The sequence below is a fragment of the Streptomyces sp. NPDC059201 genome (assembly GCF_042754585.1).
GTDB lineage: Bacteria > Actinomycetota > Actinomycetes > Streptomycetales > Streptomycetaceae > Streptomyces.
Window position 1 is genome coordinate 966,869 of sequence record NZ_JBHZBB010000001.1, and the last position, 25,533, is coordinate 992,401.

Genomic DNA, 25,533 nt, shown 5'->3' on the forward strand with positions numbered 1-25,533 from the left:
TCACGCGCCCAGCACGACCACGGCCTCGTCCGTGTAGGTGAAGTAGGTCAGGGTCTCGTGGAGGTACAGCTCGACGGTGTCGGCGTCGTGCCGGGTGTAGCCGATGCAGACGTCCTGGCCCAGGCGGAGTTCGAAGTCGCCGCCGCGGGTGGACAGGACGAGGCCGCCCTTGAGGGCGGGGGCCCAGATGGGGGCGCCGTCGAGCATGCGGCCGAGGTGCGCGGCGATGGGGTAGCCGTGGTCGGAGGTCTCGCTGACGGACCGGTACTCGTCGGCGCCGAGGAGGAGCGCGTACGGCCCGTCGACGCCGGCCAGGCGCAGCGCGGTGAGGGCGCGGCTGACGGCGTCGGGGTAGTCGCTGGGTTCGGCGGGGAGCGCGACGGTCGGGTTGGAGGAGGCGGCGCGCAGGCCGCGGACGTCGGCGGCGTCGTAGCCGTCGAACACGGTGCGGTCCTCGGCGAGGGCGAGGGTGCGGGCGGCGTCCTTGACGGGCTGCCAGTCGGAGTCCTTCGCGCCGCGTTCGACGTCGTCGACGGCGGAGCGGTCGACGGTGAAGGGGACGCGGAGCTCGACCAGCGGGCGGGCCTCGCGCAGCCGGGCGCGGACGCCGGCGGCGGGTGCGGCGAGGTCAGTGAGGTGGCCGGTGCCGACGGCGGCGAGGGTGGCGCCGCCGGGGTCGGGCACGTCGACGACGCGCCGTCCGGCGACGGTGCGGCGGAAGGTGCGGCGGGCCTCCTCCTCGATCTCGGCCCAGGCGGCGGGGGTGATGGGGGCGAGCTCGCGGTGGAGGTTGGTGGTGGGGGCGGGCGTGCCGGGGAGGCTGGTCATGACGCCGGTACTCCTTTCAGGCTGCCGATGCCCAGGGAGAACCCGGCATGGACGGCGTCGGGGCCGGGCTCGGGTACGGGCATGAGTGCGGGCTCGGGTACGGGCTCCGGCCGCGGGTCCTCCGCCGCTCCGGGGGCGGGGAGGTCGTCGAGGAGGGCGGCGGCCGGGACGAAGAAGAGGCCACCGGTGACGGCGGTGGAGAAGTCGAGGATGCGGTCGGTGTTGCCGGGCGGATCGCCGAGGAACATGTTGCGGAGCATCCGCTCGGTGACGTCCGGGGTGCGGGAGTACCCGATGAAGTAGGTGCCGAACTCGCCGGTGCCGAGCCGTCCGAACGGCATGTTCTGGCGGACGATCTGCCGCTCCTCGCCGTCCTCGTCCTCGACGGTGTTGAGGGCGACGTGCGAGTCGGGCGGCTGGACGTCGTCGGGCAACTCGACGTTGTCGGCCTTGGAGCGGCCGATGACGCGCTCCTGCTCCTCGGTGCTCAGCGCGTTCCACGCGGTCAGGTCGTGGAGGTACTTCTGTACGACGACGTAGCTGCCGCCGCGGAAGGCGGGGTCCTCGTCGGCGACGAGGACGACCCCTGCGGCGGCCGGTCCGGTGGGGTTCTCGCTGCCGTCGACGAAGCCGAGGAGGTCGCGGTCGTCGAAGTAGGTGAAGCCGTGGACCTCGTCGACGACGGTGACGGCGTCCCCGAAGCGGTCCAGGACCACCCGGGCCAGCTCGAAGCAGAGGTCGGCGCGCCGGGCCCGGAGGTGGAGGAGGAGGTCGCCGGGGGTGGCGGGGGCCCGGTGCCGGGGGCCCTGGAGCGGGGTGAAGGGGTGCAGCTCGCGGGGGCGGGGGCCGCCGACGAGCCGGTCCCAGGCGTCGGAGGCGATCCCCGCGACGCAGGCGAGGGCGTCGTCGCGGGCGCGGAAGGCGACGGAGCGGCTGAGCCCGGACAGGTCCTGGAGCCCTTCGCGTACGTCGGTCTCGCGGCCGGGCACGACGGTGAGGGTGAGGAAGAGGGCGGCCTTGGTGGGCGGGCCGAGGACGGGTTGGGGGAAGGCCATGCGACTCCCGTCGAGAGCGAGATCTTTCTACACATAACGATCAATCAGTGATCAAGCTGTACGAATCGGCGCCAGCGTATCCACGACGGACCCCGCCCGCAGCCCGTCACCGGGCTGCCACCCAGCCTCCGCCCGGCCGAATGGCGGTCGTCCAAGGCCCGGCATAGCCTGCCGGGAGGGGGCCGTACGCGTTCCTTCGCGCCGTGTGCGCCGGAAGGGTGGCAGGCCCATGAGCCTCGACCGAGCCAAGCAGCAGGACGACGTGGAGCCCCGCGTGGGCCCCGCCCCCGACGGGGAGCCCGAGGTGCGGCCGTACGACCACCCGGCCGCCGGCTGGGGCGCCGCCAAGAGCGTGACGCGGTTCATGGTCCGGGAGGGCGCCCTGCCCGTGGACGGGCCCCGGGCGATCATGAAGATGAACCACGAGCGCACCGGCTTCGACTGTCCCGGCTGCGCGTGGCCCGACGACACCAAGGGCCTCCATCTGGACATCTGCGAGAACGGCATCAAGCACGTCACCTGGGAGATGACCCGCAAGCGTGTCGGCCGGGAGTTCTTCGCCGCGCACTCGGTGACCGAGCTGGCGGGGTGGACGGACCACGCCCTGGAGAACGAGGGCCGGCTGACCGAGCCGATGGCGTACGACCCCGGCACCGACCACTACGTGCCGATCAGCTGGAAGGACGCCTTCGAGCTCGTGGGCCGCACCCTGCGCGAGCTGGACGACCCGAACCGGGCGGCCTTCTACACCTCGGGCCGGCTCGGCAACGAGGCAACGTTCCTTTACCAGTTGCTCGCTCGCGAGCTGGGCACCAACAACCTCCCCGACTGCTCCAACATGTGCCACGAGGCCAGCGGCCGGGCCCTCACGGCCTCCCTGGGCACCGGGAAGGGCACGGTGGACCTCGCCGACTGGGAGACCGCCGACGCGCTGTTCATCCTCGGCGTCAACGCGGCCTCGAACGCGCCGCGCATGCTGACGGCGCTGACCGGGGCGTACGATCGCGGCGCGCAGATCGTGCACGTCAACCCGCTGGTGGAGGCGGCCGCGACCCGCGCGATCATCCCGCACGACTTCAAGGACATGGCGACCCTCCACGCCACCCGGACGTCCACGCTCAACCTCCAGCCGCGGATCGGCGGCGACATGGCGTTCCTGCGCGGGATGGCCAAGGCGGTCCTCGAACAGGCGGCGTCCGATCCGAAGGCGCTGGACCGGGAGTTCATCGAACGGCACACGGCCGGGTTCGAGGAGTACCGGGCGCTGTGCGAGGCAACGCCGTGGGAGGAGATCGAGCGCCAGTCCGGACTCCCCCGCGAGGACGTCCTCAAGGCCGCCCGGGTGTACCGGGAGGCCGACCGCTCGATCATCAGCTGGTGCCTCGGCGTCACCCAGCACGAGCACGGCGTCGACACGGTCCGCGAGATCGTCAACCTCCTTCTGCTGCGCGGCAATCTGGGCCGCGAGGGCGCCGGCCCCTCCCCCGTGCGCGGCCACAGCAACGTCCAGGGCAACCGCACCTGCGGCATCGACCACCGGCCGCGCGCGCCGTTCCTCGACCGGCTCGCCGAGGTCTGCGGGATCGACCCGCCGCGCGCGCACGGCCTCGACACCGTGCGCACCATCGAGGCCATGGGGCGCGGGGACGTGAAGGTCTTCGTCGGCATGGGCGGCAACTTCGCGCTGGCCGCGCCCGACACCCCCGTCACGTACGAGGCGCTCCGGAACTGCGAACTGACCGTGCAGGTCAGCACCAAGCTCAACCGCAGCCATGTGGTGCACGGCCGCCGGGCGCTGATCCTGCCATGCCTGGGCCGCACCGAGAAGGACCACCAGCGCAAGGGCGAGCAGGCCACCTCGGTCGAGGACTCGATGAGCATGGTGCACCTGTCGCGCGGCATGAAGAAGCCCGCGTCACCGCACCTGCTCTCCGAGCCGGCGATCGTGGCGGGCCTGGCACGGGCCGCGCTCCCGGAGAGCGCGACGCCGTGGGCCTGGTACGTGGAGGACTACGACCGGATCCGGGACACCATGGCGCGGATCCTCGACGGCTTCGAGGACTTCAACCGGCGGGTGCGGCTGCCGCTCGGCTTCCGCATCAAGCAGCCCGCGCGGGAGCTGGTCTTCCTCACCCCCTCGGGGAAGGCCGAGTTCTCCGCCGCGCCGCTGCCGGACGTCGTCCCGGAGCCGGGCACGCTGGCCCTGGGCACGATGCGCTCGCACGACCAGTGGAACACCACGATCTACTCCGACGACGACCGCTACCGGGGCGTGAAGAGCCTGCGCACCCTGGTCTTCATGAACCGCGCCGACATGCGCGAGCGGGGCATCGCGGAGCTCGCCCCCGTCGACGTCACGGCCACCGCGCGGGACGGCAGCAGGCGTTCCGTGCACGGCTATCTGGCGGTCCCGTACGACATCCCGCGCGGCTGCGCGGCGGGCTACATGCCGGAGATGAACGTGCTGGTCGCACTGGGCGACTACAGCACCCAGAGCGACCAGCCGATCATGAAGCACCTCAAGGTCGTGATCGAACCGACGGGCTGAACAGGGCCTTTCGATGGCCCGGTCGGTCTCGCCTATCGAGGCGTGACCGCGCTGTCGAGGCGCTGCCGCTGGGCGTCGGTGAGGCGGAGGTTCGCCGCCGCGACGTTCTCCTCCAGGTGGGCGAGCGAGGCGGTTCCGGGGATCGGCAGGACGACCGGGGAGCGGGCGAGCAGCCAGGCGAGCAGCACCTGGGGCGCCGTGGCGCCGAGTTCGGCGGCGACGGAGTCCACCACGTCCACGGCGTCCCGGGCGTCCGCCGTGTCCGCCGCGACGGGGCGCCAGGGCAGGAAGGCGATGCCCGCGGCCTCGCACGCGTCCAGGACTGCCTCGTGTTCGCGGTCGTAGAGGTTGTAGCGGTTCTGCACGCTCGCGATCTCGGCGGTCCGCCGGGCCTCGGCGAGCTCCTCGGCGGTGACCTCGGACAGGCCGATGTGCCCGATCTTGCCTGCCAGTTGGAGTTCGCGGAGCGCGCCGACCTGTTCGGCGACGGGCACCTTCGGGTCGAGCCGGTGCAGTTGGAGCAGGCCGACGCGGTCGGTCCTCAGCCGGCGCAGGCCCTGCTCAACCTGTTCGCGCAGGCTCTCCGGCCGGGCGTCGTACGCCCATCCATCGGGTCCGGACCGGACGACCCCGACCTTCGTGGTGACCAACAGGCCGTCCGCGTACGGGTGCAGGGCCTCGGCGAGGAGTTCCTCGTTGGCGCCCCATCCGTACATGTGCGCCGTGTCGATCAAGGTGACGCCCAGCCCGACCGCGCGCCGGGCCACAGCGACGGAGGCGTCCCGCACCGGGCCGGGGGCGGTCGGCAGGCGCATCGCGCCGAATCCGAGCCGCCGCACCGGGAATTCGCCTCCGATGGAGAACGTGGCCGTCGTCCCCGGAGTGTTCGTCGTCCCCGAAGTGTCCGTCGCCCCTGGAGTGTTCGTCTTGCTGGAACTCATCGGTTTCCCCCTCATCGGCCCGACGATACCCCGGGGGCCCCGCCCAGGCCCCGGTCAGTCCTGGTCGGCGCTCTCGCCCTTGCGGACGGTGCAGTGGAGGGAGTCGTCGATGACGTCGGCGACGAGGGTGTCGCCGGGGCCCGCCTCGCCGCCGAGGAGGAGGGAGGCGATGCGGTTGTCCAGCTCCGTCTGGATGGTGCGGCGCAGCGGGCGGGCGCCGAACTCCGGCTGGTAGCCGTGGGCGACGAGGAGTTTCGTGGCGGCCTCGGTGACCTCCAGGGTCATGCCCTGGGCGTGGACGCGGTGCTTGCTGCGGTCGAGGAGGTGCTCGACGATCTCGGTGAGGTCCTTCTCGGTGAGGCTGTGGAAGACGATGATGTCGTCGATGCGGTTGAGGAACTCGGGCAGGAACCGCCCGCGCAGGTCCTCCATCAACTCGTCCTTCAGCTCGGCCGCGTCGCCCTCGTGGGCGAGGATGCGGTGGGCGCCGATGTTGGACGTCATGATGACGACGCAGTGGCGGAAGTCGACGGTACGACCCTGACCGTCCGTCAGGCGCCCGTCGTCCAGGATCTGGAGCAGCGTGTTGAAGACGTCGGGGTGCGCCTTCTCGACCTCGTCGAAGAGGACGACGCTGTACGGCTGGCGGCGGACCTTCTCGGTGAGCTGGCCGGCCTCCTCGTAGCCGACGTATCCGGGCGGGGCGCCGACGAGCCGGGCGACGGTGTGCTTCTCCTGGAACTCGCTCATGTCGAAGCGGATCATGCGGTCCTCGTCGCCGAAGAGCAGCTCGGCGAGGGTCTTGGCGAGTTCCGTCTTGCCGACGCCGGTGGGGCCGAGGAAGAGGAAGGAGCCGACGGGGCGGCCCGGGTCGCCCATGCCGGCGCGGTTGCGGCGGACGGCCTCGGAGACGGCGGTGACGGCCTCGTCCTGGCCGACGATCCGGGCGTGCATCTCCTCCTCCAGCTTGAGCAGGCGTTCCTTCTCGCTGGTGGTGAGCTGGGCGACGGGGATGCCGGTGCGGCGCGAGACGATCTCGGCGATGTCGGCGGCGGTGACGGAGACGACGCCCTCGCGGCGCTCCTCGATGCCGGCGAGCTCGCCCTCGGCCTCGGCGATCTCCTCCTTGAGCTCCTTGGCCTTGTCGAACTCCTCGGCGGCGACGGCCTGGTCCTTCTCGCGGCGCAGCTTCGCGAGCCGGTCCTCGCGGCCGATCACCTCGGTGGAGCGGCCCGCGCTGCGGAGCCGTACGCGGGCGCCCGCCTGGTCCATGAGGTCGATGGCCTTGTCGGGGAGGAAACGGTCGCTGATGTACCGGTCGGAGAGTTCGGCGGCCGCGGCGAGGGCGCCGTCGGCGAACCGGACCTGGTGGTGGGCCTCGTACGCGTCCCGGAGCCCTTCGAGGATCTGGACGGTCTCCTCGACGGTCGGCTCGGGGATGAGGACGGGCTGGAAGCGGCGTTCGAGCGCGGCGTCCTTCTCGATGTACCTGCGGTACTCGTCGATGGTCGTCGCGCCGACGACGTGCAGCTCGCCGCGGGCGAGGGCGGGCTTGAGCATGTTCCCGGCGTCCATGGAGCTCTCGCCGCTGGCTCCGGCGCCGACGACGGTGTGCAGTTCGTCGATGAAGAGGATGATCGCGCCCTCGGACTTCTGGACGTCCTCGATGACCTTCTTGAGGCGTTCCTCGAACTGGCCGCGGTACTGGGCGCCGGCGACCATGCCGGACATGTCGAGGGAGACGACCCGCTTGTCCTTGAGGGTGTCGGGGACCTCGCCGGCCACGATCCGCTGGGCGAGGCCCTCGACGATGGCGGTCTTGCCGACGCCGGGCTCGCCGATGAGGACGGGGTTGTTCTTGGAGCGGCGGGAGAGGATCTCGATGGTCTGCTCGATCTCCTCGGCGCGGCCGACGACCGGGTCGAGCCTGCCTGCCTTCGCCTCCTCTGTGAGGTCGCGGCCGAACTCGTCGAGGGTGGTGGCGGGCTGCTTGGGGGCGGCGGGCGCGGTGGTGTCGCCGCCGCGGGCGGCCTGGTCGGTCATGCCGCGCAGCTTGGACACGTCGAGGTCCTCGGCGCGCAGGAAGCGGGAGGCGCCGGAGTCGGCGTCGCCGAGGAGGGCGCCGAGGATGTGCTCGGGGCCGATGTACGAGACGCCGGAAGCCTGCGAGGTGGCGTGGGCCAGCGCGAGGGTCCGCTTGGCGGCGGGGGTGAGGCCCGGCTCCGCGGAGGGCTCGGCCGACTCGTGCGGCAGCACCTTGGCGATCCGCCCGGCGAGCTCGCCGGGGTCGACGCCCGCGCGGGCGAGCAGCCTGCGGGTGGGTTCGACCTGGGTGGCGGCCCACAGCAGGTGCTCGGTGTCGAGGTCGGTGGTGCCGTCCTCGACGGCCTTGCGGGTGGCGGTGTTGAGGAGTTCGCGGGACGACTCGGTGAGGAGCCGCCCGATGGGCACCCGCTGGACGGCCGGCGGTGACGACGCCGGCGACATGCCGAAGAAGCGGTTCAGCAGATCGCCGAACGGGTCGGAGGGGCCGAAGGGGGAACCGAACGCCATCGACATGTCTGCACTCCAGAAGCGCGTGGGGGGTCCTCCACACTCAAACCCCGCCGCCCGCGCTCCGCAAACGGAACACCACCGGCGGCAGCGGTCGCGGTCGCGGTGGAACCCGCACGGCGGCCCTCAGCGGCGCGTCATGAGCTCCCGCAGGCGCGCGAGGTCCTGCCCGGTGACGCCTTCGGGGCGCAGGACGGCGTTCCAGCCGTCGGCGTACTCGGCCCGGTAGGTGTGGCCGTGGCCGTCCGGCACCCCGGTCGCGAAGGGGAGGTCGGCCGTGACCTGCCAGAACGTCACGAACGGCACCCAGATCATGGACTCCAGGACGTCGTCGCCGGGCGCCTCGCCGATCCAGTCGGGTTCGTCGTACATGAGGTGCGGGCCCCACCAGACGATCGGGTCCGAGGCGTGCAGCAGGTACAGCACGCGCGTGCCCTCCCACGGCGTGTCCCGCGGCGGGATCGCCGCCGAGGCGTCGGCGGCGAAGCGCACGGTGCGCCCGTTCTTGTAGACGGGCTGGATCTCGGGGCTGCCGGGCTCCCGGCCGTCGCTGAACCGCCGGAAGAGCGTGTTGAAGTGGGGCGGGCCCGCGAAGAGCGTGCCCGCCGTGCGGTTGCGGAGGTCGTACTCGCCGCTGAAGGCGGTCTCCCCGCCGAACGAGCCGAGGCTCTCGCCCGCCACGTACAGGCGCGGACGCCCGTCGGCGGGGAGCCGCGACCAGGCGTCGTAGACCGCGTCGAACAGCTCGCGGCCCGCCTCGCGCGCCTTGGACTGGTCGACGAGGTACGACATCCAGGAGGGCAGGTACGAGTACTGGAGCGCCACGGTCGCGGCGTCGCCCCCGGTGAGGTACTCGAAGCTGTCCACCGCGGCGGGATCCACCCAGCCGCTGCCGGTCGTCGTCACGACGAGGAGGTTCCGGCGCGCGAATCCCCCGGCCCGGCGCAGATCGGCCACCGCGCGGGCGGCGCGGGCCTCCGTGTCCTCCGCCGTGTCGAGTCCCGCGTACGACCGGACGGGCTCGCGGGCGGCGCGCCCGGTGAACCCCTCGATCTCGGCGGCCGAGGGCCCTCGGGCCACGAAGGTGCGCCCGTTCCTGCCCAGCGAGTCCCACGGTACGAACGAGCCGGGGCCACCCGAGCGCAGGGCGGACGCCGGACGCCGTACGCCCTCCTCGGTCTCGGTGTCGCGCAGCGAGAACGCCTGGTTCGCCGCCGCGACCACGCCGTCGAGGAGCAGACCGCTGAGGACCAGGACGCCGGTGACGGCCACGAGGATGCCGCCGACCGCCGTCGCCGCCCGCGCGCCGATCCAGCGCCGCAGCCGGCCGGCCACCCAGCGGTACACCCACCGCACCCCACGGCCGCCCGCCAGGACCAGGCCGAACACCAGCCCCGCGACGAGCGGGCAGAGCACCCAGGAGAGCGGGCTGTACTCCGTCACGCCGAGCAGGCGCCGGATCCGGTGCTGCCCGTACTGCCCGAGTTCGAAGGCGACGCCGAACAGGACCGCCCCGGCGACGAGGAAGGTCCCCCAGGAGCGGCGGCGCACAGGACGCGGACCCCGGTCGGCGAAGGCCCGCCAGATCCACGCGCCGACGACGCCGAGCCCGTAACCGATCGCCGCGAGGATCCCGCAGATGAACCCCTGGAGGATCCCCCCGCGCGGGAGGAGGGACGGGGTGAACGACAGACACGCCAGCGCGAGGGCACCCCAGGCCCCGGGCAGGCTGAGGTGGGGCAGGTTGACGTGGAGCGCCCTGAGGCGGGGCACCTTGAGGCGGTGGCGCCGGCCGGCAGGGGGCTCGGCGTCGGAGCCCGCGTCATTCATCGGGGCGTGGTCCGGTGCGTACGGGCGAAGGCGAGGTCGAGGACGCGCCGCCAGTCGACGGACGGAGGGGGCGGTACGACGCCCGGCCGGTCGCGCGGCACCTGGACCCGCAGCGCGCCCGCGCGCAGGGTGCACACGACCGGGGTGCGCATCCGGAGGGCCTCGCCGTCGACGGCCACGGGGATCTCGTCCTCGTCGGCGGAGGTCACCTCGACGCGCTGGGCGCTCAGGACGGTCAGGCCGGTGGACTGGGAGCCGCGCACGGCCAGGTCGGCCGCCTGCGTCGCGTCCTCCACTCGGATGCCGAGCACGCCGAGCTCCCCGTCGTCGAGGCGGGGGCGGCGTCCGCCGCCGGTGATCTCGTCGGGCGAGAAGTACGGGTTGTTGCTGACGAGCAGGGCCTGCTGGTCGTCGAGCGGGGCGCCGTCGACGAGGGAGTCGAGCCGGCGCACGCCCTCGCCGATCAGCAGGTCCGGCATGAGGTCGAGCGCCGTTCCGGCCTTGTCGTCGCGGTACTCGGGCCGCTGCACGACGTCGGCGTACACCCCGAAGGAGACGGTGTTGACGAACGCCCGCCCCGAGACGTCACCGAGGTCGATACGCAGTTCCTCCCCGTCGTTCAGGGCGTCGAGGCAGGTCGAGGGGTCGTTCCGGTCGAGCCCGAGGTCCATGGCGAAGTGGTTGCGGGTGCCGGCGGAGACGACGAGGAACGGCAGGTCGTGCTCGGCGGCGACCGCCGCGACCAGGGCCTGGGTGCCGTCGCCGCCCGCGACGCCGAGCAGGTCGGCGCCGTCGGCCACGGCCTGGCGGGCCAGCTCGGCGACGTCGGCCGGCGCGTCCGGGTCCAGCAGGATCACCCGCGCCCCGAGCTCCTCGGCCCGCTCGACCAGCCCGAAGCGGCCGACCTTCCCGCCGCCGGACTTCGGATTCATGATCAGGACCGGTTTACGGGGCCGGGTCGCGGCGGTCGCCACCTGCGGCTTCTCCGGCCGTGACCTGCGCAGCGCCGCCCGGGCGCAGGTCAGCGCGAGGCCCCAGCACAGGACGAGGACGAGCGCGGTGAGCCACAGGCCGTCGAACGCGAAGAGGACGACGACACCGACGGGCGCGAGGAACGCGAGAAGCCCCCCGAGCAGGCGCGGCAGGCCCCGGTGCGCGACGAACCACCACACGCCGACCGCGCAGAGGATCACCCCCAGGAGCCCGGCCGCGACCACCACGAGTCCGCCCTCGCCCACCGCGAGCACGAGCACGACCAGCAGCCCGACCACGGCCAGCACGGCCAGCCGCGCGAGGAACCGCGCGGCCCTTCCGGCGCCGGCGCCCGTCCCCTGCGTCCCGCCCATGGCCACCTCACCCGACCCTCTCGCCCACGAGCCCAGTCCGAGGCACCAGCCTTGCCCACACCCGCACGGGCGGGCATCCCGGCAGGGCCAGACGGATGACGCGGCGCCGTTGCTCCTCCGTCGAGCCCCGTGAGAGCATCGATCGGATGTTCGCAACGGAGTTGACAGAAGCCCGCATCGAGGACGCGGGCCACACCTTGGTCGCCCCTTCGGAGCTGCACGACCACGCCGTGATCAGGGATTTCCTCGGGGCCACGATCACGCCGGAGGATCTTGCGTCCGGTGCGCACGATCTCGCGCGGCGGACCGTCTACGTATGCGGCGACCTCTCCGGAATCAGCGTCGGTCAACTGCGAGCGGCTGAGCGGGTGTTCGTCGTACGGGAGCTTTCACACGGCGACAACGAGTCCTGGACCCCCATCGACCTCGGCCGGGTCCCCGTCCGTGTGCACGGCGTCGGCGTGTACTACCACCGCTTCTTCGGGCTCGGCGAGGACCACTTCGGGCGGATCCGCGCGGAGCACGCGTTCCAGTCCCTGACGGAGTCGAACAAGCCGGGGACGGCCCATCGCAGCGGGATCTATCTGACACCCGTCACGCGAGAGGGCGACGACCTGCATTTCCGCCTGCTCCGCTGCTCCACGAATCTCTCGGGCCCGACCGAGGGCTTCCGCCCGACCGACACGCACATCGTCGAGGCCCTGAACCGCGAGGCGGCCACGGTCTTCCGGAACCACGCGCCGCTCAATCACGTACTCGCCCAGATCTACCACAACACCCTTGCCACGCCCGAGCGGAAGCAGTCCAAGGCCAGGATCTCGGCCCATGCCGACAAGACGAAGGACATGCCCGCCGACGGCGTGATGGCCTTCTGCACCTTCTACGACGGGCTCGACCGGCTGGAGCCCCTGGCCGACGACGCCTTCGACCACGGCGTGAAGGGCGTCAGCGGTCTGACCCGACTCCACTTCCGCCTGAAGGAACACGAAGGGGCCGCTCTCCCCGCGCAGTTCACCGTGACCCTCCACCCCGGCTCCGTGTTCTTCATGCCGCTGTCCACCAATCGCCTGTACACGCACGAGATCCGGCCCTCGGCGCTGGACGCCGATCTGCTCCCGACCCGCCTGGGATACGTGGTGCGCTGTTCGAGCACCGAAGCGGTCCACAAGGACGGCCAGACGTTCCTCAAGAGGGCGGGAGAGCTGGTGAGGCTGGAGCCGCCCACGCAGACCGGCATGGACGAGTTGCGCCGGCGGTACGCCGAGGAGAACAGGACCTCGTCCTTCATCGACTACGGCGACGATTTCCTCTTCAGCATGAACACGGGAGACTACGTTGCCCCCCACCTCTAGGCTCGCGGACGAGATCCTCTCCTACGCCCTGCCGGCCGAGGAGAATCCCTTCGCGGAACTGTCCGCGTCGGCCCGCCTGGAGGACGTGGGAAAGGGCCGGAAAGGCGCTGTCCTTACCAGGATCGACGCGGCGGGCGGCGTCCCTCTCGTCCGCACGACCACGCAGTACGGCACGCCGGCGCAGCGCTTCCGGCCCGTGCACGCCCGCCTGGCGGAGCAAATCCAAGAACGCGCCGCCCTTCCCCTCGGCTTCGACAACGCCCTCATCGAGACCTACACGAACGCCTACACCACCATGGGCGGCCATTCCGACCAGGCCCTCGATCTGGCCGAGGATTCCTTCATCGCCGTCTTCTCCTGCTACGAACACCCCGAAGCGAGCCCGCCGAGGAAGCTGATCTTCGAATCGAAGGAGCCCGGCGGCGAGAGGTTCGAGATCCCCCTCGCCCACCACGGTGTCGTCGCGTTCTCCGTCGCGTCGAACCGGCGGCTCCGGCACAAGATCGTGCTGGACGCGCCGGCCCGCGCGGCGGAGAACCGATGGCTCGGCCTGACCTTCCGGACGTCGAAGACCGTCCTCCGTTTCCGCGACGGCCACCCGTACCTCCCGGACGGCGCGCGCCTCACCTCGGCCGACGAGGAGCAGCGGCGCGCGTTCTACCGCCTGCGGAAGCGAGAGAACGGTGAGACGGACTTCGTCTACCCCCCGCTGACGTACACCGTCAGCGCCGGCGATCTCGTGCCGCCCGCCTGACCGGTCAGCGGCGGACGCGGGGCATGCCCAGGCCGATCCAGGAGATGATCTCGCGCTGGATCTCGTTGTTGCCGCCGCCGAAGGTGAAGATCACGGCGGAGCGGTAGCCGCGTTCGAGTTCGCCGTGGAGGACGGCGCCGGACGAGCCCTCCTTGAGGGCGCCCGCCGCGCCGACGATCTCCATGAGGGCGGCGTAGGCGTCGCGGCGGGCCTCGGAGCCGTACACCTTGACGGCGGAGGCGTCCTGGGGGGTGAGGGTGCCGTGGTGGACGGCATTCACCATCTGCCAGTTGAGGAGCTTCATCGCGTCGAGGCGGGTGTGGGTGCGGGCCAGGGAGCGGCGGACCCAGGGGAGGTCGATGACGCGGCGGCCGTCGGAGAGGAGGGTGTCGGCGGCCCAGCTGCGGACGTCGTGGAGGGCACGGATGGCCATGGTGCCGTGGGCGGCGAGGGTGACGCGTTCGTGGTTGAGCTGGTTGGTGATGAGCCGCCAGCCCTTGTTCTCCTCGCCGACGCGGCGCGAGACGGGGACGCGGACGTCGTCGTAGTAGCTGGCGGTGGTGTCGTGCGAGGCGAGGGTGTTGATCACCGTGCACGAGTAGCCGGGGTCGCTGGTGGGGACGAGGAGCATGGTGATGCCCTTGTGGGGGGCCGCGTCCGGGTCGGTGCGGACGGCGAGCCAGACCCAGTCGGCGGTGTCGCCGTTCGTCGTCCAGATCTTCTGCCCGTTGACGACGTACGTGTCCCCGTCCCGCACCGCGCGGGTCTTCAGGGCGGCGAGGTCGGTGCCGGCGTCGGGTTCGCTGTAGCCGATGGCGAAGTCGAGCTCGCCGGAGAGGATGCCGGGCAGGAAGTACGCCTTCTGCTCGTCCGTGCCGAACTGCATGATCGTCGGCCCGACCGTGTTCAGCGCCATGAGCGGCAGCGGGACGCCCGCCTGGGCGGCCTCGTCGAAGAAGATGAACTGCTCCATCGGCGTGAGGCCGCGCCCGCCGTACTCGGCGGGCCAGCCGACGCCGAGCCAGCCGTCCGCGCCGAGGCGGCGGATCGTCTCGCGGTAGAAGCGCTTCTGGGCGGCCGGGTCCCCGTAGCGGCTGTGCACGTCCTCGGGGACGAGCTCCGCGAAGTAGGCCCGCAGCTCGGCGCGCAGGCGGTTCTGTTCGGGCGTGTACTGAAGGTGCATCCCGGCCTCCCGTGACGGCTGTCGGCGTCGGCGTCCTCGGCACGACGGGCGTCACGGTAGAACGTGTTCCACAAATGCGGAAGGCCCGGGACGGCGCCGCGTGCCGCGCCGGTCCCGGGCCCCCGCTCGTACGGCGTCTACGGAAGGAGTTCGTCCAGGGAGGCGCGGCCCTTCTCCGCCATCCTGCGTTCGGCCCAGGCCAGGGTCTCCGGCGTCACGTCGCGGCCGGAGGCGAGCACCAGGTCCTCCGCCGTGAACTCGCCCTCGGAACCGGCGTGCAGCAGCCGGTCGGGTGTCGGTACGTCCCCCCGGGACATCTCGTCGGGCTCAGCGTTCATGCCGTCTCCTCCATGCTTCTGCGGGTGGGTCCCGGCACTGGCCATTCTCGTGTCCGGCTCCCCGCGCCGCATCCGGGCGCCCCCGCCCCGCGTCAGAGCCGCCCCGCCCGGGACCCGTGCCGGGCGGCGGGACGGTGCGCCACGCCGTGTCGCAGGCATGGCGTCGGCGGGGTGCGGGTTCGACAATGGGGAGGATGACCGATGACGATCCGCACGGGCACAACGGCGGGATCGGGCCCGCCGAGTGGCTCGCCATGAACCGGACCGGCAGCTTCGACTGGGACCTCGACACGGGCACCATCGATGTCGACGCGTCCGGGCTGCTGGTCTTCGGCATGGCCCCGGACGACTTCGACGGGCGGCCGACGAGCCTGGTGACACGGCTCGACCCGGTGGAGCGCACGCGCCTGGACCAGGTGGTGCGGGCCGCGGTGACCGGCGGCGACGCCTCGTACAGCGCGCACTTCCCGATCCCGCAGGAGGACGGGACACCCCATTGGACGCACGTGCTGGCGCGGATCCTGCGGGACGGGGACGGGCGGGCGCACCGGATCGTGGGGGCGGTGCGGGACACGACGGCCGAGGTGTCGCACGCGGCGTTCGTGCAGCAGCTGGAGAAGCGCCGCGAGATGCAGACGAGCATCGTCGAGCGGACCACGCACGCGCTGTCGCGGGCGGTGACGGTGGACGACGTGACGGCGGCGCTGACGGGGCCGGGCGGGCTCGCGCGGCTGGGGGCGGACGGGCTGGCGCTCGGTCTCGTCGAGAACGGTTCGCTGAACGTGATCGCGCTGAGCGGCGACTCCCTGGACGTGCTGGACGGGCTGCGGACGCGGCGGCTCGACCGGGGGCTGCCGCTGGCGGAGGCGGTGATGAGCGGCCGGCCGCGGTTCGAGTCCTCGTTCGCCTCGCTGGGGCGGGACTACCCGGAGCTGGCGCCGTATCTGGGGCGGCTGCCGTTCCGGGCGGCCTGCTATCTGCCGCTGGTGGCGCAGGCGCGTTCGCTGGGCGGCATGGCGCTGTTCTACCGGGGGCGGACCGCGTTCACGGCGGACGAGCGGAACCTGGCGCTCGGGCTCGCGGCGATCGTCGCCCAGTCGCTCCAGCGGGCGATCCTCTTCGACGAGGAGAGGGAGCTGGCCACCGGGCTCCAGGAGACGATGCTGCCGCGCCGGATCCCGGAGATCTCCGGCGGGGAGATCGCGGTCCGGTATCACGCGGCGTGGAGCGGCCGGCAGGTCGGCGGGGACTGGTACGACGTGATCGCGCTGCCCCGCGGCCGGGTCGGGATCGTCGTCGGCGACGTGCAGGGCCACGACACCCACGCGGCGGCGATCATGGGCCAGCTGCGGATCGCGCTACGGGCGTACGCGGGCGAGGGCCACGCCCCCTCGACGGTCCTCGCGCGGGCCTCCCGGTTCCTCGCGGAGCTGGACACCAACCGCTTCGCGACCTGCACCTACGCCCAGGTGGACCTGGCGAACGGCACCCTGCGGGCGGTACGGGCCGGGCACCTGGGGCCGCTGATCCGGCACACGGACGGGCGGGTGGGGCAGCCGAAGCTGCGCGGCGGGATGCCGCTGGGGCTGGCCACCGTGTTCGGCGAGGAGGAGTTCCCGGAGACCCGGCTGGACCTGGTGCCGGGCGAGACGCTGGTGCTGTGCACGGACGGGCTGGTCGAGCAGCCGGGCACCGACATCGAGGCGGGGCTCGCCGCCCTGTCGGAGGCGGTGAGCAGCGGGCCGCCGCAGGCCGAGGCGCTGGCCGACCACCTGTCGGAGCGCCTGTGGGAGCGGTGGGGCTCGGGGGACGACGTGGCCCTGCTGGTGCTGCGGCGGAGTCCGGACCCGGGTACACAGCGGGCGCCGCGCATCCACCAGTACATCCACCAGGCCGACCCGCAGGGCCTCTCGGACGCGCGGGCGGCCGTGGGGCAGGCGCTGCGCGACTGGGGCATGCCGGAACTCGCCGACGACACCGAGCTGTTGACGGGCGAGCTGCTGGTGAACGTGCTGCTACACACCGAGGGCGGCGCGGTGCTGACCCTGGAGGTGCTGCCCGAACCGGTGCGGCGCGTGCGGCTCTCCGTGCAGGACCGGTCGAGCGCCTGGCCCCGGCGGCGCACCCCGGGCGAGGCGGCGACCTCGGGCCGCGGGCTGCTCCTGATGGACGCCCTGGCCTCGCGCTGGGGCGTGGAGCCGCGGGGCGAGGGCAAAGCGGTGTGGTGCGAGATCGGTCCGGCGCCGCTGGGCGTGGGCGTGACGGGCCCCGGCGGCTGAGGAGCGCGGGCATGGATCCTGTGGCGGCGTTGAACCGGATCGCGTTCCTGCTGGAACGCGGCGGCGCACCGGCGTACCGGGCACGGGCCTTCCGTACGGCCGCCACGGCGGTGGCCGCGCTGCCGGAAGGCGAGGCGGAGCACCGGGCGGCGGCGGGCACGCTGGAATCCCTGAAGGGCGTCGGGCCGAAGACGGCGGCGGTGGTGCGGGAGGCGCTGGAGGGCCGGGTCCCGGACTATCTGGCCGACCTGGAGAGGGAGTTGGCGGACTCGCTGGAGGTGGAGCCGGCGGAGCCTGAAGGCGGGCGGGAGCTGCGGGCGGCGCTGCGCGGGGACTGCCACCTCCACTCGGACTGGTCGGACGGCGGGGCGTCGATCGAGGCGATGGGGCGGGCGGCGATCGAACTGGGCCACGACTGGGCGGTGCTGACGGACCATTCGCCGCGCCTGACCGTGGCCCGTGGCCTGTCGGCGGAGCGTCTGCGGGAGCAACTGGACGTGGTGGCCGGGCTGAACGAGCGCTGGGCGCCGTTCCGTCTGCTCACCGGCATCGAGTGCGACATCCTCGACGACGGCTCCCTCGACCAGGAGCCCGAACTCCTCGACCGGCTCGACCTGGTGGTGGGGTCCGTCCACTCGAAGCTGCGGATGGACGCGCGGGCGATGACCCGGCGGATGGAGAACGCGGTACGGAACCCGCTGATGGACGTCCTCGGCCACTGCACCGGCCGGCTGGTCGCGGGCGGGCGGCTGCGGCCGGAGTCGGAGTTCGACGCGGAGCGGGTCTTCGCCGCGTGCGCGGAGTCGGGCACGGCGGTGGAGATCAACAGCCGTCCGGAACGGCTCGACCCGCCGCGCCGGCTGCTGCGGCAGGCGGTGGAGGCCGGGGTGTACCTGGCGATCGACACGGACGCGCACGCGCCGGGCCAGCTGGCCTGGCAGCTCCTCGGCTGCGCGCGGGCGGAGGAGTGCGGCGTACCGGCCGAACGGGTGATCAACACGTGGGATGCGGACGGGCTGCTGGCCTGGGCGCGGGAGTAGGCCGGGCTCGGGGGTGGGTCACGGGTGGGGCGGGCTCTCGGTGGGGTCCGCGATGGGGTCGTGCCGGGGTCAGGCGCGCTGCCAGACCGTCGTCGCGTTGCAGAACTCCTTGATGCCGTGGCCGGACAACTCGCGGCCGTAGCCCGAGCGCTTGATGCCACCGAAGGGGAGCGCGGGGTGGGAGGCGGTCATGCCGTTGACGAAGACGCCACCGGCCTGGAGGTCGCGGACGAAGAAGTCGACGTCCTCGTCGCGGCGGGTCCACACGTTGGAACTCAGCCCGAACGGGGAGTCGTTGGCGACGGTCACCGCCTCTTCCGCGTCGCGGACCGCGTACACGGTGGCGACGGGGCCGAAGGTCTCCTCCTGGTGGATCCGCATGGCGGGGGTGATGCCGGTGAGGACCGTCGGCCGGTAGTACCAGCCGCGGGCGAGCTCGGGCTCCTCGGGGCGGCGGCCGCCGCACAGGGCGGTGGCGCCGAGGCGTACGGCGTCGTCGACGAGCTCCTCCAGGTCGGCGCGGCCCTTCTCGGTGGCGAGGGGGCCGACGTCGGTGGACTCGTGGAGCGGGTCGCCGACGGTGAGGGCGTTCATGGCGGCGGTGAAGCGTTCGGTGAAGTCCTCGTACACGTCCTCGTGGACGATGAACCGCTTGGCGGCGATGCAGGACTGGCCGTTGTTCTGCACGCGCGCGGTGACGGCGGTCTTCACGGCCCGGACGATGTCCGCGGAGGGCATCACGATGTACGGGTCGCTGCCGCCGAGCTCCAGCACGGTCTTCTTGACGACGTCCCCGGCGACGGCGGCGACGGCCCGGCCGGCGGGCTCGCTGCCGGTGAGGGTGGCGGCGGCCACGCGCGGGTCGCGGAGGACGGCCTCGACCTCGCCGGAGCCGATGAGGAGGGTCTGGAAGCAGCCGTCGGGGTAGCCGGCGCGCCGGAAGAGGTCGCCGAGGTAGAGGGCGGTCCTGGGCACGTTGGAGGCGTGCTTGAGGAGCCCGGTGTTGCCGGCCATGAGCGCGGGCGCGGCGAAGCGGATCACCTGCCAGAGGGGGAAGTTCCACGGCATCACGGCGAGGATCGGCCCGAGGGGCCGGTAGTGGACGCGGGCCCGGTCGGCGCCCGAGTCGCGGACGTCGCTCTCGGCCGGGTGCTCGTCGGCGAGCAGCTCCTCGGCGTGCTTGGCGTACCAGCGCATGGCCTTGGCGCACTTGCCGGCCTCGGCGCGGGAGGCGGTGAGGGGCTTGCCCATCTCCAGCGTCATGGTGCGGGCGATGTCCTCGGTGTCCTCGTCGAGGAGGGTGGCGGCGGCGCGGAGCAGCCGGGCGCGCTCGGCGAAGGGGGTGGTGCGCCAGTGGCGGAACGCCTCGTGGGCGGCGGAGATCCGCCGCTCCACCTCGTCCGCTCCGTGCGCGTCGTAGGTGCGCAGCGTCTCGCCGGTGGCGGGGTTCACGGTGGCGATGGCCATGGCCTTCTCCTCCTGCGTCGGCCCCCACGGGAAACCTCCCGCTTCCGGGGCCGGGGCGCAAGGGGGGCGGGTGCGGTGGGGTGACGTACGCGCGCGTGCGTCAGTCGAGGAGCCAGGCGAGGGCGCCGTCGAGGTGGGCGCGGAAGGCGGGGTCGCGGTACGCCTCCGAGGTGTGGCCGAGCGCGGTGAAGAGGAACCGGCCCCGGTCGACGGCCCGGCACCAGGCGAGCGGGTGGTCGTCGCCGAGCGTGCCGCCCTCGTACGTCGTCTCGTCGGCGCACAGCAGGACGTGGACGCCCGCGCTGCGGGGGTGGGAGGTGTACTCGTACCACTCGTCCGTCCACTCCCAGCGGCGCGGCAGCGGGGCGCAGGCGGGGTGGCCGGGGTCCTCCACGAGGACGGCGCCGGGCTGGAGCGGCGGGTGCCCGGCGAAGCGGGTGCCGAGGAGCTCGCCGTAGAAGGGCCAGTCGGGTTCGGCGTTGGCGGCGGCGTGGACGGCGAGCAGGGCGCCGCCGCCCCGGAGGTACGCCTCCAGGGCGGTGCGGCCCTCGGGGGTGAGGACGGTGCCGGTGGTGGAGAGCAGGACGACGAGGGCGCGGCCGGCGAGGCCGTCTGCGGTGAACGCGGCGGGGTCCTCGGTGGTCTCGGCGGTGAGTCCGCGCGCCGAGGCGAGCTCGGAGAGTGCGGTGGCGCCGTCGGGGATGGAGTCGTGCCGGTATCCGGCGGTGCGGGTGTAGACGAGGACGTCGGCGGTGGGCACGTGGGCTGCTCCTGGGTGTCCGAGTGAAGGGGTGGCGAAGGCACGATAGCAAGCGCTTTCTATCGCCCTCCGCCGAGACCGTAGCCAGCGAAATCCCCGCGCCGCAAGCCTGCCGCCTCGGGCACACTCCCCGCATGACGACGACTCCCGCGGCGCGCCCCGCCGCTCCCTCGCTCCACGACGCGGCCCGGCGGGCACTGGCGCACGTGGAGGCACGCGCGTCGGGGGCGGCGATGGACCCGGACCTGCGCGTCACGCTCAACTTCCACCCGCACTTCCTGGACCGGCTGGCCGACGAGGGCGTCTACCGCTCGCAGTTCGTGACCGGCACCAGCAACGGCGGGCTCACCGCGCGGCCCGGCGGCGACCGCTGGCACTGGGAGAGCCGGATCTTCGGCGGCGCGTACGACGACGCCCCGGCCCACGAGCGCCCGGTCTACGGAGCCCTGGACTTCCGCCGCCGCCCGTACGGCGCCGCGCCCCGCTTCGGCTCCGCGCATCTGCGCCTGACCCCGGAGGCGAGCACCCGGACGAGCTTCTGCTACCCCGACAGCTTCCTGGAGCCCACGGACTTCGGCGTGGCGTCCCGGATGGCCCTGGTGGCACTGGCGGAGGCGGACGAGCAGGATCCCCTGGACGACTACGTCGAGGCGCAGGTCCACGGCCCGGTCGAGCTCGCGCGAGACGTCGAAGCCCTGGTCCTGGACCCGAGCCACCGCGGCACCGAAGTGGAACAGGCGGCCCGCCGCCTCCCGTGCCCCGTCGAGTGGCACGCCGGCTTCCGCCTCCCGGTAGCCGAACTCCGCCGCCACCCGGAGTTCCGAGGCCCCGAGTACGTCGAGCTGGGCACCCGCATAGCCGTGGACGGCCACCTGGACGCCCACATCGTCCAGACGGCCTCCCTCTCGGGGACGTACGACCCCCAAGACGTCAAACGGGTCTGGCACTACCTGGCCCGCTTCGGCACCCCAACCCCCTGACACACCCCGAGTCACCCAAGCACCCGCCCCACCACAGCCCGTGCATTGATGGATCGGATACGTCGCTGTATCTTTTCGGCTCGCTGCGCATCCTCCTCCGCATCCTTCTTGGAGTCGCCATGAGCATCGTGCCGCCCGCCCTTGCCGCCGCTGTGGGGCCGTTGCCCGAGGGGGTGGAGTTGGCGTTGCCGCCTTCGTTCGGGAGTGTCGAGGAGGAGCGTCGGTATCGTAAGGAGCAGCTTGCCGCGGGGTTTCGGATCTTCGGGCGGTTCGGGTTCTCGGAGGGGGTCGCGGGGCACATCACCGTGCGGGATCCGGGGGATCCGGACGCTTTCTGGGTCAATCCGTTCGGCATGAGCTTCAGTCAGATCAAGGCGTCCGATCTGATCCTCGTCGACCACGAGGGGCGGGTACTCGAGGGGCGGCGGCCGGTGAACCGGGCCGCGTTCGTCATCCACTCGCGCGTGCACGCGGCGCGGCCCGACGCGGTCGCGGCGGCGCACTCGCACTCGCTGCACGGGAAGGCGTTCTCCAGCCTGGGGATACTTCTCGATCCGATCACCCAGGACGCCTGCGCCTTCTTCGAGGACCACGGGATCTACGACGACTACCGGGGCGTCGTGAACGAGACCGAGGAGGGCGAGCGGGTCGCCAAGGCGCTCGGCGACCACAAGGCGGTGATCCTGAAGAACCACGGGCTGCTGACGGTGGGCCACTCCGTCGCCGAGGCGGTCTGGTGGTTCGTCACCATGGAGCGGTCCTGCCAGGCGCAGCTCCTCGCGATGGCCGCCGGCACCCCGCAGCTCATCGACCGCGAGACGGCGCTGCTCACCCGGGGGCAGATCGGCGGACACCTGGCCGGCTGGTTCCAGGCCCGGCCGCTGTGGGATCAGATCGTGGCGTCCGACCCGGACCTGTTCGACTGAGGCCCGTCCGCGGGGCGGGTCGAGACCTCCAGGAGCGCGGGCAGGAACTGCCGCTCCAGGGCGCCCGGCGGCAGCGCCTCCGGCTCCACGTAGCTCTGCGCGAGACCGCCTTCGCGCAGGGCGATGAGCAGGCGGGCGAACCGGTCGGCGTCCACGGTCAGTTCACGCCCCGCCCGGCGCAGGACGAGCGTGAGGCCGCGCGCGATCTCCGCCCGCAGCCGCTCGTCGTGCCGGGCCAGCACCCAGGCCGCCTGCGGGTCGCGGATGGCGTGCAGCGTGAACTCGGTGGTGACCAGGTACCAGTCGCGCTCGTCCGGCTCGATGGTCGCGGCCAGCTCCGCTAGGCGGGTGAGCGTGTACTCCTCCGCGGTCAGGGCGTCGATGGACGCGGCGAGGCGGCGTACCGTCCGCTCGCTGTGCCCGTCGAACAGGGCGAGGAAGAGCTCTTCCTTGCTCGCGAAGTTCGAGTAGTACGCGCCGCGCGTGTACCCGGCGCGCTCGCAGATCTGCTCGATGGTGGTGGCATGGAAACCGTGCTCGGCGAACGCCTCCAGCGCGGCCTTCAGGAGCGCCGCCCTGGTGCGCGGCCGCCGCCTCGTGACGCCTTTCGGCACGTCCGCCCTCCCTGTCGCTCCGGCGCCGCTCCCCGCGGCGCCCGGCGCTCACCCTACCCGCGTCCGGCACCCCCGCCCCAGGCTCCGGCGCCGGGCGGGCCGGGGCCCCGGCGGATAGGATTCACGCATGGGAGAGCGGCCGGTCGCGCCCGCCGCACCCGGCCTGGTCCTCCTCGTCGACGGGGTCACGACGCGGATGGACCCGGGCCGCGTCTACCGCGTCGGGCGTGACCCCACCAGCGACATCGTGCTCACGGACGCCCGGGCGTCCTGGCACCACGCGGTGCTCCGCGCCGCGGGCGGCCAGTGGACGCTCGCCGACGAGGACAGCACCAACGGCACCTTCGCGGACGGCGTACGGGTGCGACTCCCGCGCGTAGTGGGCCCCGGCACGGTGGTCCGCTTCGGCCACCCCCAGAACGGCCCCCGCGCGGTCCTCACCACCCCACCCCCCGAACCCGCGAAACCCCGGACACCGGCCCCGGAGCCTCTGGCGACCCCGGGACGACCGGACGCGCCCGCGGCGGGGCCCGAGACGCCCGCGGCGCAGCCTGAGTCACCCCCGGGGCAGCCGGAGGCGCCCTCGGCGCAGCCGGGCCTCAGCACCGGGGCGGCGGGCGCGGGCTCCCTGCCGCCCGTCGGGGACGGCGTCGGCGGTTCGGCGCTGCCCTCCCCCGGGGTGGAGGTGCCTCGGCCTGTGGGGGTGGCTCGGCCTGGGGCTACGGGGACGTTTCGGCGGCCTACGGCTGTGCGGCCGTTGCCGGAGCACAGGGTGCGGATCGGGCGGGCGGCGGACAATGACGTCGTCGTGGCCGACCTTGTGGTGTCGCGGCACCACGCGGAGCTGCTCGCGCGGCCGGACGGTACGTACTGGATCCACGACCTCGGCAGTCACAACGGCACCTTTCTCAACGGGCGGCCCGTCGTCGAGCCGGTCAGGGTCACGGCGGACGACATCGTCGGGATCGGGCGCAGCGCGTTCTGTCTGGCCGGCGGGCAGCTCGTCGAGTTCACCGACACCGGTGAGATCTCGCTGGACGTGCAGGAGCTGGCCGTCACGGTCGATCACGGGCGGAAGACGCTGCTCGAAGAGGTCTCGTTCCCCGTCGGGGAGAAGTCGCTGCTCGCGGTGGTCGGGCCGTCCGGGGCCGGGAAGTCGACCCTGCTCGGCGCCCTCACCGGGCAGCGGCCCGCCGACCGGGGCACGGTCCTCTACGACGGCCGCGACCTCTACCGGGACTACGCCGAACTGCGCCAACGCATCGGGCTCGTCCCGCAGGACGACATCCTGCACCTCCAGCTGACCGTCCGGCGCGCCCTCTCGTACGCCGCCGAGCTGCGCTTCCCCGGAGACACCGCGCCCGGCGAGCGGCACGCGCGCGTGGAGGAGGTCATCGGCGAACTGGGGCTCGCGGAACGGGCCGACCAGCCCATCCACAGCCTCTCCGGCGGGCAGCGCAAGCGGGTCAGCGTCGCCCTGGAGCTGCTGACCAAACCCTCCCTGCTCTTCCTCGACGAGCCGACCTCCGGACTCGACCCGGGCATGGACCGCTCCGTGATGCACATGCTGCGCGGGCTCGCGGACGACGGCCGGACGGTCGTCATGGTCACCCACAGCGTGCTCAGCCTCGACGTCTGCGACCGGCTCCTCGTGCTCGCCCCCGGCGGCCGGGTCGCCTACTACGGGCCGCCCGACGACACCCTGTCCTTCTTCGGCTTCGGCCAGTGGCCGGAGGCATTCGAGGCGTTCGAGACGGAACGGGAGCGGGACTGGGCCGGGCAGTACCGGGGCTCGCGCTTCCACCGGCGGTACATCGAGGACGCGACACTCCGGCCGTACGCGCCCGTGGGCGCCGATCCCGGCGCCGCGGGGGCACCCGGCGGCACCCCACACACTCCGCCGCCGAGGCCGCCCAAGCCGCAGAGCTGGGGCGGACAGCTGCGGACCCTCGTGCGGCGCTACACCACCGCGCTCGCCGCCGACCGCACCTTCCTCGTCATCATGATCGCGCTGCCCTTCGTGATGGGCGCCATGGCCCGGGCGCTGTCCGAGGGCAGCCTCAACCCCGAGTCCACCCTGAACGTGCTGCTGATCCTCTGCGTCGGCGGCGTCCTCACCGGCGCGGCCAACGCCGTCCGCGAGCTGGTCAAGGAGCGGTCGATCTACCGCCGGGAGAGAGCCGTCGGCCTGTCCCGTTCCGCGTACCTCGCCTCCAAGGTCGTCGTCCTCGGCACGGTCACCGTCGTGCAGGCGGTGGTGCTGACCCTCGTCGCCCTGGTCGGCGTGCCGCTCAACGTGCCCGACGGCAAGGGGGTCCTGCTGCCTCCGCTCATCGAGATCGCGCTCGCCGTCGCCCTCCTCGCCTTCACCGCGATGATGCTGGGCCTGCTGGTGTCTGCGGTGGTCCGCAAGGAGGAGGTGACGATGCCGCTGCTCGTCCTCCTGGCGATCGTCCAGGTCGTGTTCTGCGGGGCGCTGCTGAGCGTGCAGGGCACCCCGGTCCTGGAGCAGCTCGCCTGGCTGGTGCCGTCGCGGTGGGCGTTCGCCGCGATGGGCGCGACCATCGACATCGGGGCGGTGGCGCCGACCGACAAGACCACCGATCCGCTGATGGACCACACGGCGGCGGCCTGGCTCTTCGACATGGGCATGCTGGTCGTGCTCTGTCTGGCGCTCGCGCTCGCCGTGTCCCGGGTGCTGCGCCGTCACGAACCGGTCGTCATGCGCGGCTGACCGCG

At 72.8% G+C, this 25,533-nt stretch carries 19 protein-coding genes; 8 read left to right on the forward strand and 11 right to left on the reverse strand.

The genetic code is table 11. The annotated features are described in order from the left end of the window. Together ACFXMG_RS04290 and ACFXMG_RS04295 are read right to left on the reverse strand one after the other, a co-directional pair. Complete coding sequence (locus ACFXMG_RS04290) at nucleotides 1-828, reverse strand: family 1 encapsulin nanocompartment shell protein (RefSeq protein ID WP_383815168.1); 828 nt, start codon at nucleotides 826-828, stop codon at nucleotides 1-3. Beyond that, on the reverse strand, nucleotides 825-1,883 hold the full coding sequence (locus tag ACFXMG_RS04295) for a Dyp-type peroxidase (protein ID WP_383815166.1): 1,059 nt from the start codon (nucleotides 1,881-1,883) through the stop codon (nucleotides 825-827). Before ACFXMG_RS04295 ends, ACFXMG_RS04290 begins: the two co-directional genes overlap by 4 nt. Before the next feature lie 229 nt (nucleotides 1,884-2,112). On the opposite strand from ACFXMG_RS04295, the gene ACFXMG_RS04300 reads away from it, so the two are divergent. After that, on the forward strand, nucleotides 2,113-4,431 hold the full coding sequence (locus ACFXMG_RS04300; protein ID WP_383815164.1) for an FdhF/YdeP family oxidoreductase: 2,319 nt from the start codon (nucleotides 2,113-2,115) through the stop codon (nucleotides 4,429-4,431). Nucleotides 4,432-4,463: 32 nt separating this feature from the next. Here ACFXMG_RS04300 and ACFXMG_RS04305 read toward each other — a convergent pair whose 3' ends face one another. The 4 genes from ACFXMG_RS04305 to ACFXMG_RS04320 all read right to left on the reverse strand — a co-directional run bounded on the left by ACFXMG_RS04305 (nucleotide 4,464) and on the right by ACFXMG_RS04320 (nucleotide 11,101). Beyond that, the gene (locus ACFXMG_RS04305) at nucleotides 4,464-5,372 is read right to left on the reverse strand and encodes an aldo/keto reductase (RefSeq protein WP_383815162.1); all 909 of its coding nucleotides are present in this window, start codon (nucleotides 5,370-5,372) and stop codon (nucleotides 4,464-4,466) included. A gap of 54 nt (nucleotides 5,373-5,426) precedes the next feature. Continuing rightward, nucleotides 5,427-7,931, reverse strand: a complete 2,505-nt coding sequence (locus tag ACFXMG_RS04310; protein WP_383815160.1) for an ATP-dependent Clp protease ATP-binding subunit — start codon at nucleotides 7,929-7,931, stop codon at nucleotides 5,427-5,429. Between the two features lie 120 nt (nucleotides 7,932-8,051). Beyond that, entirely contained in the window at nucleotides 8,052-9,755 is a 1,704-nt protein-coding gene (locus ACFXMG_RS04315) for an alpha/beta hydrolase (RefSeq protein WP_383815159.1), read from the reverse strand. Continuing rightward, nucleotides 9,752-11,101: a diacylglycerol/lipid kinase family protein gene (locus ACFXMG_RS04320; protein ID WP_383815157.1), complete on the reverse strand. Its 1,350-nt coding sequence runs from the start codon at nucleotides 11,099-11,101 to the stop codon at nucleotides 9,752-9,754. The genes ACFXMG_RS04315 and ACFXMG_RS04320 overlap by 4 nt, the downstream gene beginning before the upstream one ends. Before the next feature lie 146 nt (nucleotides 11,102-11,247). Between ACFXMG_RS04320 and ACFXMG_RS04325 the strand changes: the two genes are divergently transcribed. Together ACFXMG_RS04325 and ACFXMG_RS04330 are read left to right on the forward strand one after the other, a co-directional pair. Beyond that, nucleotides 11,248-12,453, forward strand: a complete 1,206-nt coding sequence (locus tag ACFXMG_RS04325) for a hypothetical protein (protein WP_383815156.1) — start codon at nucleotides 11,248-11,250, stop codon at nucleotides 12,451-12,453. Next, nucleotides 12,437-13,207, forward strand: a complete 771-nt coding sequence (locus ACFXMG_RS04330) for a hypothetical protein (RefSeq protein WP_383815154.1) — start codon at nucleotides 12,437-12,439, stop codon at nucleotides 13,205-13,207. Before ACFXMG_RS04325 ends, ACFXMG_RS04330 begins: the two co-directional genes overlap by 17 nt. 4 nt (nucleotides 13,208-13,211) lie before the next feature. Here the strand turns inward: ACFXMG_RS04330 and ACFXMG_RS04335 are convergent, their stop codons facing one another. Further along, entirely contained in the window at nucleotides 13,212-14,390 is a 1,179-nt protein-coding gene (locus ACFXMG_RS04335; RefSeq protein ID WP_383815152.1) for an acyl-CoA dehydrogenase family protein, read from the reverse strand. Between the two features lie 137 nt (nucleotides 14,391-14,527). Next, nucleotides 14,528-14,728, reverse strand: a complete 201-nt coding sequence (locus tag ACFXMG_RS04340; protein ID WP_360321016.1) for a hypothetical protein — start codon at nucleotides 14,726-14,728, stop codon at nucleotides 14,528-14,530. A 194-nt stretch (nucleotides 14,729-14,922) separates the two neighbouring features. On the opposite strand from ACFXMG_RS04340, the gene ACFXMG_RS04345 reads away from it, so the two are divergent. Together ACFXMG_RS04345 and ACFXMG_RS04350 are read left to right on the forward strand one after the other, a co-directional pair. Further along, nucleotides 14,923-17,007: a SpoIIE family protein phosphatase gene (locus tag ACFXMG_RS04345; RefSeq protein ID WP_383815150.1), complete on the forward strand. Its 2,085-nt coding sequence runs from the start codon at nucleotides 14,923-14,925 to the stop codon at nucleotides 17,005-17,007. 11 nt (nucleotides 17,008-17,018) lie between these two features. Then, entirely contained in the window at nucleotides 17,019-18,047 is a 1,029-nt protein-coding gene (locus ACFXMG_RS04350; RefSeq protein ID WP_383815148.1) for a PHP domain-containing protein, read from the forward strand. Between the two features lie 69 nt (nucleotides 18,048-18,116). On the opposite strand, the gene ACFXMG_RS04355 is transcribed toward ACFXMG_RS04350, so the two are convergent. Both ACFXMG_RS04355 and ACFXMG_RS04360 read right to left on the reverse strand, forming a co-directional pair. Continuing rightward, the gene (locus ACFXMG_RS04355; protein WP_383815146.1) at nucleotides 18,117-19,514 is read right to left on the reverse strand and encodes an NADP-dependent succinic semialdehyde dehydrogenase; all 1,398 of its coding nucleotides are present in this window, start codon (nucleotides 19,512-19,514) and stop codon (nucleotides 18,117-18,119) included. A 100-nt stretch (nucleotides 19,515-19,614) separates the two neighbouring features. Then, nucleotides 19,615-20,274, reverse strand: a complete 660-nt coding sequence (locus ACFXMG_RS04360) for a ThuA domain-containing protein (protein WP_383815144.1) — start codon at nucleotides 20,272-20,274, stop codon at nucleotides 19,615-19,617. A gap of 134 nt (nucleotides 20,275-20,408) precedes the next feature. Here ACFXMG_RS04360 and ACFXMG_RS04365 point away from each other — a divergent pair, with 134 nt between their 5' ends. After that, a complete protein-coding gene (locus ACFXMG_RS04365) occupies nucleotides 20,409-21,254 on the forward strand; it encodes a DUF3626 domain-containing protein (protein WP_383815142.1) in 846 nt (281 codons plus the stop codon). A 119-nt stretch (nucleotides 21,255-21,373) separates the two neighbouring features. Beyond that, complete coding sequence (locus ACFXMG_RS04370) at nucleotides 21,374-22,180, forward strand: class II aldolase/adducin family protein (protein ID WP_383815141.1); 807 nt, start codon at nucleotides 21,374-21,376, stop codon at nucleotides 22,178-22,180. Here the strand turns inward: ACFXMG_RS04370 and ACFXMG_RS04375 are convergent. Then, complete coding sequence (locus ACFXMG_RS04375; protein ID WP_383815139.1) at nucleotides 22,144-22,794, reverse strand: TetR/AcrR family transcriptional regulator; 651 nt, start codon at nucleotides 22,792-22,794, stop codon at nucleotides 22,144-22,146. The genes ACFXMG_RS04370 and ACFXMG_RS04375 overlap by 37 nt on opposite strands. 127 nt (nucleotides 22,795-22,921) lie before the next feature. Here ACFXMG_RS04375 and ACFXMG_RS04380 point away from each other — a divergent pair, with 127 nt between their 5' ends. Then, the gene (locus tag ACFXMG_RS04380) at nucleotides 22,922-25,528 is read left to right on the forward strand and encodes an FHA domain-containing protein (RefSeq protein ID WP_383815138.1); all 2,607 of its coding nucleotides are present in this window, start codon (nucleotides 22,922-22,924) and stop codon (nucleotides 25,526-25,528) included. The last annotated feature ends 5 nt before the right edge of the window (nucleotides 25,529-25,533 follow it).

What these genes read in the sequence shown, in the direction of transcription:
- ACFXMG_RS04290 (WP_383815168.1), bottom strand. Translation starts at nt 828, where the DNA reads ATGACCAGCCTCCCCGGCACGCCCGCCCCCACCACCAACCTCCACCGC.
- ACFXMG_RS04295 (WP_383815166.1), bottom strand. Translation starts at nt 1,883, where the DNA reads ATGGCCTTCCCCCAACCCGTCCTCGGCCCGCCCACCAAGGCCGCCCTC.
- ACFXMG_RS04300 (WP_383815164.1), top strand. Translation starts at nt 2,113, where the DNA reads ATGAGCCTCGACCGAGCCAAGCAGCAGGACGACGTGGAGCCCCGCGTG.
- ACFXMG_RS04305 (WP_383815162.1), bottom strand. Translation starts at nt 5,372, where the DNA reads ATGAGTTCCAGCAAGACGAACACTCCAGGGGCGACGGACACTTCGGGG.
- ACFXMG_RS04310 (WP_383815160.1), bottom strand. Translation starts at nt 7,931, where the DNA reads ATGTCGATGGCGTTCGGTTCCCCCTTCGGCCCCTCCGACCCGTTCGGC.
- ACFXMG_RS04315 (WP_383815159.1), bottom strand. Translation starts at nt 9,755, where the DNA reads ATGAATGACGCGGGCTCCGACGCCGAGCCCCCTGCCGGCCGGCGCCAC.
- ACFXMG_RS04320 (WP_383815157.1), bottom strand. Translation starts at nt 11,101, where the DNA reads ATGGGCGGGACGCAGGGGACGGGCGCCGGCGCCGGAAGGGCCGCGCGG.
- ACFXMG_RS04325 (WP_383815156.1), top strand. Translation starts at nt 11,248, where the DNA reads ATGTTCGCAACGGAGTTGACAGAAGCCCGCATCGAGGACGCGGGCCAC.
- ACFXMG_RS04335 (WP_383815152.1), bottom strand. Translation starts at nt 14,390, where the DNA reads ATGCACCTTCAGTACACGCCCGAACAGAACCGCCTGCGCGCCGAGCTG.
- ACFXMG_RS04340 (WP_360321016.1), bottom strand. Translation starts at nt 14,728, where the DNA reads ATGAACGCTGAGCCCGACGAGATGTCCCGGGGGGACGTACCGACACCC.
- ACFXMG_RS04345 (WP_383815150.1), top strand. Translation starts at nt 14,923, where the DNA reads ATGACCGATGACGATCCGCACGGGCACAACGGCGGGATCGGGCCCGCC.
- ACFXMG_RS04350 (WP_383815148.1), top strand. Translation starts at nt 17,019, where the DNA reads ATGGATCCTGTGGCGGCGTTGAACCGGATCGCGTTCCTGCTGGAACGC.
- ACFXMG_RS04355 (WP_383815146.1), bottom strand. Translation starts at nt 19,514, where the DNA reads ATGGCCATCGCCACCGTGAACCCCGCCACCGGCGAGACGCTGCGCACC.
- ACFXMG_RS04365 (WP_383815142.1), top strand. Translation starts at nt 20,409, where the DNA reads ATGACGACGACTCCCGCGGCGCGCCCCGCCGCTCCCTCGCTCCACGAC.
- ACFXMG_RS04370 (WP_383815141.1), top strand. Translation starts at nt 21,374, where the DNA reads ATGAGCATCGTGCCGCCCGCCCTTGCCGCCGCTGTGGGGCCGTTGCCC.
- ACFXMG_RS04380 (WP_383815138.1), top strand. Translation starts at nt 22,922, where the DNA reads ATGGGAGAGCGGCCGGTCGCGCCCGCCGCACCCGGCCTGGTCCTCCTC.